At 51.3% G+C, this 11,866-nt stretch carries 6 protein-coding genes; 3 read left to right on the top strand and 3 right to left on the bottom strand.

The annotated features are described in order from the left end of the window. The first annotated feature begins 135 nt into the window (after positions 1-135). The 3 genes from NDI52_RS20845 (at position 136) to NDI52_RS20835 (ending at position 8,495) form a co-directional block, all read left to right on the top strand. A complete protein-coding gene (locus NDI52_RS20845; RefSeq protein WP_242035919.1) occupies positions 136-1,236 on the top strand; it encodes a response regulator in 1,101 nt (366 codons plus the stop codon). A gap of 29 nt (positions 1,237-1,265) precedes the next feature. Then, the gene (locus tag NDI52_RS20840) at positions 1,266-4,268 is read left to right on the top strand and encodes an ATP-binding protein (RefSeq protein WP_190770261.1); all 3,003 of its coding nucleotides are present in this window, start codon (positions 1,266-1,268) and stop codon (positions 4,266-4,268) included. 204 nt (positions 4,269-4,472) lie between these two features. After that, complete coding sequence (locus NDI52_RS20835; protein WP_190770259.1) at positions 4,473-8,495, top strand: ATP-binding protein; 4,023 nt, start codon at positions 4,473-4,475, stop codon at positions 8,493-8,495. Positions 8,496-8,972: 477 nt separating this feature from the next. Here NDI52_RS20835 and NDI52_RS20830 read toward each other — a convergent pair whose 3' ends face one another. The 3 genes from NDI52_RS20830 to NDI52_RS20820 form a co-directional block, all read right to left on the bottom strand. After that, entirely contained in the window at positions 8,973-9,758 is a 786-nt protein-coding gene (locus NDI52_RS20830; RefSeq protein ID WP_190770258.1) for an ATP-binding cassette domain-containing protein, read from the bottom strand. A 100-nt stretch (positions 9,759-9,858) separates the two neighbouring features. After that, the gene (gene ssuC / locus NDI52_RS20825) at positions 9,859-10,641 is read right to left on the bottom strand and encodes an aliphatic sulfonate ABC transporter permease SsuC (protein ID WP_190770257.1); all 783 of its coding nucleotides are present in this window, start codon (positions 10,639-10,641) and stop codon (positions 9,859-9,861) included. A 26-nt stretch (positions 10,642-10,667) separates the two neighbouring features. Continuing rightward, positions 10,668-11,765, bottom strand: coding sequence for a sulfonate ABC transporter substrate-binding protein (locus tag NDI52_RS20820; protein ID WP_199307987.1), 1,098 nt, complete (start codon positions 11,763-11,765; stop codon positions 10,668-10,670). Positions 11,766-11,866: the final 101 nt, after the last annotated feature.

The raw sequence follows: 11,866 nt of genomic DNA, 5'->3' as shown, positions 1-11,866 counted from the left end.
AAACTTAATAGTCAAAGTTCCTAATCCCTTTAGTTCCGCTTTAGTTAGACTTAGAAAAACCTCTCCTTTTGCTGAGATTTAACGATCGCTCAGAGGCAAAACTCTTAACGAGAATGTCGGATAGATCCCTAGCAGATGGCACTATCAAAGGCAAGCTCGATGAGCAATGACCAGACTGAGCAGCATTTTCAGATGATTCGTCAATGGCTGATGACTCTGCAACCGAAAAATATTGCAGGTTGGGATGAAATCGAAGCCGTCCTTGAAGATCTGCAAGTGAGCTATGAGCAGATGCAAACCTGCTTAGAAATAGCCGAAATTACTCAGGAAGATCTCTCCCAACAAAATCAGCGGATCGCCACAGCGTATAACCATTACCGCGATCTATTTCAGTCTGCGCCGATCGCCTACCTTGTTTCCGATGCCAAAGGGGTGATTTTAGAAGCGAATGGAGCGATCGCCCACCTCTTAAACGTGCCCCAGCCCTATCTCGCCGGGAAACCGTTGATGCTGTATGTGGCAGAGGGCGATCGTTCAGCCTTTCGCAACCATTTAAGCCAGCTTCCTTATGAGAGCGATCGCCAAATTTGGCACATGACCGTGTGCCCGCGAGGGAGACAACCCTTCGCCAGTGAATGGCATATTGCGACCCTTGATGCCTCTACAAAGCCGGATGTGCCTCATTCTGACAGACAAATCGAGATCCGGATTGCGGTGTACGACTTGAGCCGCTCCCAGCCAGAGAATGCTCCATTAGAGCCTGGAGCGTTGATGCAACCTGCAACCCTCACGCCTCAACCCTCACCTCCTGCACTGCCATTGCCTCAATCCCTTGATGGGTTGCGGGTACTTGTGGTAGAAGATGAGGCAGATATCCGTGAGTTTGTGACCGCGGTCTTTGAGGCACACGGTATTGGGGTGAAAACGGTTTCGAGTGTCGCTGCCGCCTTGGAGGCGTTAGAGCAGTTCCGCCCCGATGTGTTGCTGAGCGACATTCGGATGCCCGAGAGGGATGGCTACAGCCTAATTCGGCAGATCCGAGCGTTAGAAGGACAGATGGGAAGACACATTCCTGCGGCTGCGATGACGGCCTATCTAGAAGAAGATCGGGAAAAGGTGATTAAGGCTGGCTTTGAGGCTCATCTCCACAAACTGGCTCAACCGAGTGAGTGGGTCGAGCTAGTGGCTCAATTGGCTAGAGAGGCTTCTAGTCTGGGGCATGACGCGTTGGACTAACCTTAGAAATAGCAAGAGGAGAGCCAGGGATGACGATCCCAGAAACCCCAAATCCTTCGGAGACAACTTTTTGGGGTGATAGCGAGATGGCAGCGTTCATGCGCTCCTACGACTGGTCAACTACCCCATTAGGTGCTGTCGAAACCTGGTCGCCAAGCCTGCGAACCCTGGTTAGCACCATGCTTCCGTCTCGCTTTGCCCAAAGCATTTTCTGGGGAGAAGACTACATCCAGCTTTACAACGATGCCGTGATTCCCATCTATGGCGCAAACCACCCCAAGGCATTGGGGCAACCCGCGAGAGAGACCTGGGCAGAAATCTGGCATGACCAGGTTAAGCCGATGTTTGAAAGTGTCAGGACTACGGGCGAAGTCTTCTTTGCGGTAGATCAGCTTTTTCACCCCATGCGCTTTGGCTACCTGGAAGAGACCTACTTCACGCTCTGCTATAGCCCCGTTCGGGATGAGACGGGCCAGGTGAGTGGGATGCTTTGTACCTCGACTGAGACGACTCAGCAAGTGATTGGTCAACGTCGCTTGACCATGCTGCGAGAGCTAGCGGTGGCGGTCAGTGGAGCAAAAACGCGATCGTCCGCCTACCTCACTGCTGCCGCTGCGCTCAATCCTTACGATATTCCCTTTGCCCTGTTCTATCAGGTCAATGGCAACCTGGCAGAACGGGTCGCTTTTAGTGGGTTGAGCGCAGACAGTGCCATTGCGCCAGAAGAAATTAATCTGACTGAACAATCGGATTCCTGGTCGCTGATGGAGGTTTTCCAGAGCCGTGAATCCTTGCTGATAACCGATGTGGTCGATCGCTTCGGAGCATTCCCCGTCGAACCCTGGGGAGAAAGCCCCCGTTCTGCCTTCATTCTCCCGATTCTATCCAGCAACAAAGAAGCGGTGGAGGGTTTGCTGGTGGCAGGGATCAGCCCCCGGCTTGAATTCAATGCCGACTATCGCGCATTTCTGGGGCTGGTGGCTCAGCAGGTGGAAAGTGCGATCGCCATCGCTCGCAGCTATGAGGAGGATCATAAACGGGCTGAGGCTTTGGCAGAACTCGATCGCGCCAAAACCACTTTTTTCAGCAATGTATCCCACGGATTTCGGACGCCGCTGACGCTGATGTTGGCACCGTTGGAAGATGCGTTGGCGACGTTGGCCGAACGGGCTGATCTGAAAGAACCGCTCCAGGTCGTGCATCGGAACGGGTTACGGCTGCTAAAGCTGGTCAATATGCTTTTAGACTTCTCGCGCATGGAGAGCGCTTACCCCGAAGGGGGAACTGCTTCGCACCGCATCTCTTCCAGTTATCAACCAACCGATTTAGCCACTTTTACGGCTGAACTGGCTAGCGTGTTTCGCTCGGCGATCGAGCGGGCAAATTTGCGCCTGGTGGTGGATTGCCCTCCTCTGCCTGAGCCTGTTTACGTCGATCGGGAGATGTGGGAAAAGATTGTGCTGAACCTACTCTCCAATGCGTTTAAGTTTACGTTCACGGGTGAGATTGCCGTTCGGCTGCATCTCGCAGGTGAGCAGGTTGAACTTAGCGTAGAAGACACGGGCATTGGCATTCCAGCCAGCGAAATTCCGCGTTTGTTTGAGCGGTTCTACCAGGTCAAAGGTTCCCAAGGTCGCACGATTGAAGGATCAGGGATTGGCTTGTCGCTGGTGCAAGAATGGGTCAAATTGCAGGGTGGCACGGTTCAGGTGAGCAGTATAGAAGGGCAGGGCACTTGCTTTAAGGTTGCCATTCCCACCAGATACGCCCATCTTCCCCCTGACCGGGTTGGGGCAAGCCCTAGCGCGCCTGTCACCTCAATGGGAGCCTCTCCCTATGTTGAGGAAGCATTGTGGTGGCTTCCCGAAACGGATGAAATCATCAAACCTTCCGCAGACCCAGCAGAACGGAGCCAGAGTTTCTCTCCCTCCTACTCTCACACGGCCTCCTCGCCATCGAACCGAGTTCTATTGATGGATGACAACGCGGATATGCGCGACTACGTGAAACGGTTACTCAGCCAACGCTGGCAGGTAGAAACCGCTGCTAATGGTGCGATCGCCCTCAACCTAATCCAACAACAACTCCCCGATCTGGTACTGACGGATGTAATGATGCCGGAGGTCGATGGTTTTCAACTGCTGAAGGCACTCCGGGCTGACCCCATCACAAAAAGTATTCCAATTATTTTGCTGTCAGCACGAGCAGGGGAAGAAGCCACCGTCGAAGGACTGGAAGCCGGAGCCGATGATTACTTGATCAAACCCTTCTCAGCCCGTGAGTTAATGGCACGAGTCGAAACCCAACTCCAAATGACCCGGCTCCGCCAGGAGCTAGCCGCCAACCGTTTCAAGAATGAGTTTCTCATGACCGTCACCCATGAACTGCAATCGCCCCTGGCAACGATTCTGGGATGGGCACGATTTCTCCAAACCAAACCTCTTGATCCAGAGACAACGGCACGAGCACTTGCCACGATCGAGCGCAACGCCACCATCGAAGCAAAACTGATCAAGGGCTTGCTAGATGTTGCCAGCATTCTTTCTGGAAAGCTGCGCTTGAAGTCTCAAGTCGTTGACCTGGCTTCTCTGACACAAAATGTGACGACAACATTCCGCGAAGTCGCCCAGGCAAAGCGCATTCAACTCGTCGAAAAAATATCGAAGAAGTTGCGGGGAGATATTTTTGCTGATGGCGATCGCCTCAAACAAGTCATCACTAACCTGCTGGAGAATGCCATTAAATTCACACCAGAAGGTGGACAGGTCATCATCCAGTTAGAACGCCGCAAATCTGGGGTGCAAATTATGGTCAGCGACACCGGAATCGGCATTCATCCTGATTTTCTTCCCTATGTTTTCGATCGCTTCACCCAGGCAGAAGTCCCCAGCCGTCAGACACCAGGAGGAGTAGGCATTGGGCTGGCGATCGCCCGTCACCTGGTTGAATTACATCACGGTACGATCGAGGTAGACAGTGCCGGAGAAGGACAAGGCGCAACGTTTACCGTTTGGCTACCTTTAGCTCAATAAGACAATATAGCGAGGGATATTTTTCACGATACGGTGAAGCTGGCACTGCAAAAAGATGGGTGGACGATTACTGGCAACGTGATCGGTGTAGAAATTCTTAATGCTTCCCAAAAAGTTAGCCAATGGCAGCAATTAACTGTGCCTAGATAACGCTATTAAACCTGGATACAGCCCCTAACGTTAGATTGCGTGAGCGATCAAGTTATGCAACGACCTAAATCTGAAACCGTCACTTTAAAGGACATCCTGATTACGGAGGAGCTAGCCCAACGCCCGCCCCGTTCGCCTAACTTGCAAGCAGAGAATCAGGCAATGCGATCGCTGGCTCAGCAGATGGCGCGAGATTCCCAAAGCCTGATGCAAACCCTGGCAGACACGGCGCTGGAACTGTGTCAGGCAGGCACAGCAGGCGTTAGCTTACTGGAAACCACAGCGGACGGAGAAAAATGCTTTCGCTGGAATGTGTTGGCTGGAACCCTAGCCCATCATGCCGGTAGCACGACCCCCCACCACTTTAGCCCCTGCGGGGTTTGCCTCGATCAGGGCACTCCCGTCCTTTTTTCTCACCCTGGATCTTATTTCACCTACTTTCAGGCAGCCAATACTCTAATCGTCGAAGGCCTGGTGTTGCCTCTGATGGCTGATCATCACGCCCTTGGCACGATCTGGATTATGTCGCACGATGAGCAGCGGCACTTTGATGCAGAAGATGTGCGAATCATGACCAGCCTGGCAGACTTTACCGCCACCGCCCTGCTCTTAAATCAGCGACAAACGCGTGAATTGCTGGCGGTCAATGCAGCTTTAGAGGCAAAAGTTGAAGAACACAGACATGCAGAAGCGCAATTACGGGCTTTAATCTCCAATCTTCCCGGTGGGGCAACGTTTGTGCTCGATCGCGATCTCCGTTATTTGCTGGCAGAAGGAGAAGCCCTGGCGATCGCCGGATTCAAACCCGAAGACTTTGTGGGGCGAACCATTTTTGAGGTGCTGCCGTCCGACCTGGCCGCAAAGTATGAGCCGCTATACCGTCAAGCCTTCGCGGGTGAGCCGTTTGAACATGAGCACCAGGCTCACGACCGCACCTACATTTCACGGGGAACACCGCTTTATTCGCCGGAGGGTGAAGTCTACGCGGTGCTTGCGGTTTCCTATGACATCAGCGATCGCATCTACGCCGAAGCCGCGTTGCGCCAATCGGAAGAAAAATATCGATCGCTGTTCAACTCAATGGACGAAGCCTATGCGGTTGTCGAAGTCCTGGCAGATGACAACGGCGAGTGGAACGATTTCCTGTTTTTGGAAGTTAATCCCGCTTTCGTGAAGCAGACCGGCATGGAGTATCCGGTCGGACGTAAAGCCACGGAACTTCTAGGGACACCCAATTTAAATTGGGCAAAAATTTATGGGCGTGTTGCCGAAACGGGTGAACCGATCCGGGTTGAAGAAGGCGAAGCCACCCTGGGTCGCGTTTTCGACCTGTATGTTTTCCGTCTGGGTGGAGACGGTAGCCGCCGCGTGGCCGTCCTATTTACCGACATCACCGATCGCAAGAAAGCAGAAGCAGCCTTGCAGGAAAGCGAAGAAAGACAGGCTTACTTACTCAGGTTAAGTGATGCTTTACGTCCACTTTCAGACCCAATTAAGATCCAGTGGCAAGCTCTAAATATCGTCGGTGAATACTTGGATCTTGACCGTGTCCTATACAGCGAAATCGATCCGGATGTCACAACATACACCGTCTATGTCAATTATGTGCGGGAGGGATTTCCCTCTTATACCGGCAGTTACCCAATACGCCTTTTCGCTGAATCCGTAAAAAATTTACGCCTGGGTAAAACGTCTGTCATTTACGACGTAGAAAATGAGGAGCAGTTTAACGAAGAGGAAAGAGCGATCTGCCGGGGCATTAATGTGCAGGCATTCGTTGTGGTGCCACTGATTAAACAAGGACAGTGGGTTGTCAATGTTGTGGCCCATTACAGCAAAGCTCGCAACTGGACGCAGTATGACGTTTCAATCTTGGAAGAAACGGCGGAAAGAACTTGGGCGGCGGTCGAACGTGCCCGCGCCGAAGCCGCCCTACGCGAATTGGAAGTTCAACGGATTCGAGAACAATCTGCCCTTGAACAAGAACGCCAACGCGCCGAATCCTTGGCAGAACTCGATCGCGCCAAAACCCTCTTCTTCACTAACATCAGCCACGAATTCCGCACCCCGTTAACGCTATCACTGGCTCCGTTACAAGACGTGTTGAGCGATCTCGAAGAGAAATCTGCTAACGCAGATCGCAACCATCCCCTCGACCCCATTCACCGAGAACGGTTAGAACTCATTCACCGCAATAGCCTCCGCTTATTGAAACTGGTCAATACCCTGCTCGACTTCTCCCGCATTGAAGCCGGACGCATGGCAGCAGCGTACGAACCAACGGATTTAGCTCTGTTTACAACTGAACTCGCCAGTGTGTTTCGGTCAGCGATCGAACGCGCAGGTTTACAGTTGATTGTCGATTGCCCCCCCTTACCCGAACCTGTTTACATCGATCGGGAGATGTGGGAAAAGATTGTTCTAAATTTGCTCTCTAATGCCTTTAAATTCACCTTTACAGGCGAAATCCGAGTCAGCTTGCATGCGACCGATGGCAATCAAGCCCTCCTCCAAATTAAAGACACAGGAACCGGAATTGCCCCAGAACACTTGCCTCATCTGTTTGAGCGGTTCTACCAAATCCGAGGAACCCAGGCACGAACCCATGAAGGATCAGGCATCGGTCTTACCCTGGTGCATGAACTGGTGCGACTACAGGGTGGCACGATCGAGGTCAGCAGCACAGTAGGAGAGGGAACTTGTTTTGCGATCGCCCTGCCGTTTGGGACAGAACATCTGCCCAGCGATCGACTTCAACTTGAAGGCGATCGCCAACCCACTCGAACTTTGGCATCCACTGCAGTGAGAGCCACCTCTTATATGGAAGAAGCCGAGCGATGGCTTCCAGCACAGAAAAATTGGGAACAGACCATTGAGAATACGGAAGAGCAGACTGTTCAAACTGCCAATTTCTCCTCATGCCCGACAGTTGCTTCTGCTCATGTACTCTTAGTGGATGATAATGCCGACATGCGAGAGTATCTGACTCGTATCTTGAGTGAGCACTTTCAAGTCAAAGCGGCTGCAGATGGAGCAACGGCTCTGACTGTGGCCCAAGAACAAGTGCCCGATCTCATCCTAAGCGATGTCATGATACCAGGGCTAAATGGATTTGAATTGCTTGAGGCATTGCGAGCCGACTTGCGTACCAGGGAAGTACCGATCATCCTACTTTCTGCTCGTGCTGGAGAAGAAGCGATCGCCGAAGGACTGGAAGCCGGCGCAGATGATTATTTGATCAAGCCCTTCTCAGCCCAAGAACTGATTTCTCGTGTCACGGCTCATCTTCAGATGGCGCAACTCCGTGGAGAAGCCCTTCGGCAGGAACGAACGATAAATCGTCAAAAAGATGAGTTCATCTCTGTTGTTTCCCATGAACTGAACACACCCCTAGTGTCTATTCTTGGCTGGACGCGCATGTTGCGGAGTAATCCGCCCAGTCCAGTGATGCTAAACAAAGCCCTAGACACAATCGAACGTAATGCAACCCTACAAAGCAAACTGGTACAAGATCTCCTTGACCTGTCCCGCATCACTGCAGGTAAATTCCGGCTGAATCTTCAACCGATTGAACTGCAACCTGTGATTGAAGCCGCGATCGCAACGGTGACTCAAACCGCAGCAAACAAAGGAATTAACCTAACGTGGCAGGAAAATGCCGCAGAACCCCTTGTCGTGATGGGAGATGGCGATCGCCTTGGGCAAGTCATCTGCAATCTCCTGACCAATGCCATTAAATTCACTCCCGAATCTGGCAGTGTCACCCTTGAACTATCCGTGATTCATGACGATCGTGCTTCGGATACTTCCTATGCTGAAATTCGAGTTACGGATACAGGGATTGGGATTGTGACTGATTTTCTACCCTATGTCTTCGATCGCTTCAGCCAAGCTGAAAGGGCACACTCAGCCAAGGGATTAGGTTTGGGATTAGCGATCGCCCGTCACATTGTCGAACTGCACAATGGCTTGATTCGGGTAGAAAGCTCAGGAGAAGGGCAGGGGGCAACCTTTATCGTTAGGTTGCTCCTTGTGCAACAGGTGAAATGCTCTCTACCTCCAGAAAGCAAATTTTAGATAGAGATAACGGTACAGTAGCTTACCTCATAGACATTTATTGTTATCTCTATCTGGAATTCGCGAAACTTGGGAGAATGGGTGGGTTGGCATCATGGATGGGAGGGAGGGGAATGGTGCCTAAGGTAATTGTGGTGCCGATCGATGGACGAGCGAAGTTGGTAACCTCAGTTCGGGTTAAGGGCGTTTTCGAGTGCCGCGCAACGCGTGGCACTCGAAAACGCTCATTTTGGCGTGCGCTTTGCGCACGCCAAAATGAGCACTTCAGCTTATCCCGAACTGAGGTTAAATAGGATTTTAGGGAATGCGTTATAACAAGTAAGGTTAAATGCACACAACAAAAAGCAAGGTGACGCTTTGCGTCACCTTGCTTTTTGTTGTGTGCATTTAACACGACATGATATTACAGGGAAAAGAAACGTTGAAACGAGAAGCTAAACCAGGGCACACTTAAAAACACAACTTCCATAGCGGAAGCTAATGGGCATGAGCCATTTCTGGTAGTCCATCTGGTATGGTATTTGCCAAACTCGCTGGCGTTCGCATGACTCGTTCCAAAATGTCCTCACTCAGGTTCACAAAAGCCTGGGATTTTCGTTGCCGCGGGCGTGGTAGGGGAATGGGCATATCCAGACTAATTTGCCCGTTTTCGATGAGGAGGACGCGATCGCCCAATGTCACTGCCTCATCCACATCATGGGTAATTAGGAAAACCGAAAACTGCTGTTCGAGCCAGAGGTCTTCAATCAGCCGCTGCATCTCAATGCGGGTAAGAGCATCGAGAGCCCCAAGGGGTTCATCCAGCATCAGCAAGCGTGGCTCTCTGACCAGCGCCCTCGCCAGGGCAACCCGTTGTTTCTGTCCACCCGACAGAACAGATGGAAATTCATTAGCGCGATCGGCTAAACCTACCTGCTCCAGGGCTTGCTGTGCCTTTTGCTGCCAGTTTTTCTGCTGAAGTCCCAGGCCAATGTTTCCTAGAACCCGTTCCCAGGGGAGAAGGCGATCGTTTTGGAACATCGTGCACGTGGCTCGGTTACGACCTTTTAGGGGCATTCCATCGATCAGAATGCCTCCTTGTGTCGCGGCCTCAAAACCCGCAATCAGCCGCAGGAGAGTGCTTTTGCCGCCGCCACTGCGCCCAACGATAGCTACAAATTCTCCGGGGGCAATGTCTAAATCAAGATTCCGAAGAACCTGGGTTTCTCCATAGGTTTTCGTTAAACCCATCACTTTCACATCTGCACCGTTTACCCGTTCCATGTGATACACCTTATTTCCTTGCAAGAAGTGACTTAAATGGCTGACATTAAAAAGCTGATTCTTCGCCCCTGCTATAGGCACAAAGAAAACAATGTTGCTGTTAGACCGATTGGTAGTTTGGGTTCCACTTCAACCATTTCTTTTCGACCATACGAGTGACTGAATCTGCCAGTTTGCCAAGGATTGCGTACATTAAAATACTGAGGACAACGACATCCGTTTGCATAAACTCGCGGGCATTCATAGCCATATAGCCAATACCCGAATCGAGGGTAATCGTTTCAGCCACAATCAACGTTAACCACATAATTCCGAGGGCATAGCGCACACCCACTAAAATTGAACTCAGTGCCCCCGGAAAGATCACCTTTCGGAACAGCGACCATCCCTGTAAACCGTAGGATTTTGCCATCTCAATCAATTGCGAATCAACGCTACGAACCCCATGAAATGTATTGAGATAAATAGGGAAAAAGACACCCAATGCAACCAGAAAGATCTTCGCTTCTTCTCCAATACCAAACCACAAAATGACGAGTGGAATTAGCGCTAAATGCGGAATGTTGCGGATCATCTGAACGGAAGTATCCAGCGCCTTCTCCGCAGAACGGGCAATGCCATTGAGCAATCCCAACGCAAAGCCAATACTGCCTCCAATGAGAAAGCCAACGATCGCTCGAACGGTGCTGATGATCAGGTTTCGGGATAATTCTCCAGTCAACGTGAGCCGTACACCTGCAACGACAACATCAGACGGGGCAGGTAACACACGGGTAGAAAGCCACTCAAATTTCACGAAAACTTGCCAGAGAATGAGCAGAGTAATCGGCAAGATCCAGGGAATGATCTGCGTGATAGCTCGATTAGAATAGCTGCGTTGCATCTCTAAAACTCCAGGGGGCGATCGCTCTACTGTTGGCTAACCGTCTTTTTATGTATTGAAGGCAACTCCATCACCACTACCTGATCAACATCAATGGGTTTTGGAATTAACTTCAGACGATGAAATGTATCGGCTAATTCCTGTTGATAGGCCACAATCTCAGGTGTAATTGGGTTCAAGCCATAGCTGGTGCGTTTGGCAACGTGCTCTAGTACCTCAACACCAACGCCGAGGAGGGGTGAGGTAAGTTCGGCAACCTCTCGGGGGCGCACTTTGGCCCATTCCGCTGTCTCTGCAATCACATCGAGAATGGTCTGGAGGCGATCGGGATGGGTTTGGGCAAAGTGCTGCGAGGACAAGAAGAACTCTCGGTTAGCAACAATGCCTTGCCCGTCCGTGAGGATACGAGCATCAGTGGCGTGTTGAGCGGCAGCTAAATAGGGATCCCAGATCGCCCATGCGTCCACATTCTTGCGCTCAAAAGCGGCTCGGGCATCGGCGGGCGGCAGAAATACAACGTCCACATCGGCATAATCCAGGCCAGCCTTCTCCAGAGCTTTGACAACAAAGTAATGGACATTCGAGCCTTTGTTAAAGGCAATCTTTTTGCCTTTCAGATCAGCCACCTTCTGAATGGGGGAATTGGGCGGCACCAGGATAGCCTCTCCGGCTGGGGTGGGAGGTTGGCTGGCAACGTAAAGCAGTGAGACTCCTGCGGCCTGGGCGTTAATGGGAGGGGCTTCTCCGGTATGGCCAAAATCGAGCCGACCTGCATTCAGAGCTTCAAGCAACTGGGGGCCTGTGGCAAATTGGTTCCAACGCACTGTGACGCCAAGGGGCCGCAAGCGTTCTTCAACCGCTCGATGCATCCGAATAATGCTGAGGGTTCCATACTTCTGGTGACCTAGCCGGACAACATGTTCCCGGTTTAAACCCAGGCTAAATTGGGGCAATGCAACGTATTTACTGAGCAAATTGATATCGCAGCCAGAGAGTACCAAACTCAAGCTCAACGCGATCGCAAACATTCCACAAAAGAATTGAAGCGATCGGGATTGAATCCGCTTGAGCAGGTCAGCCCAGCGACTCCATAATGAAAATAATATGGCCTGAGTTTTGGGCATTTTGATTAGTCTTTATTATTAACCTGAAAAGCTGAATTTTATGGCAATCGAGGAGATCGCTAGGACACCCCTTTGGTAGGAATGTTACATACAACGTTCCT

The sequence above is a fragment of the Leptolyngbya sp. PL-A3 genome (genome assembly GCF_039962325.1).
Classification (GTDB): Bacteria; Cyanobacteriota; Cyanobacteriia; order Elainellales; family Elainellaceae; genus Vacuolonema.
Note: the sequence above shows the minus strand (reverse complement) of the source record. Positions and strands in the feature narration are given on the sequence as shown.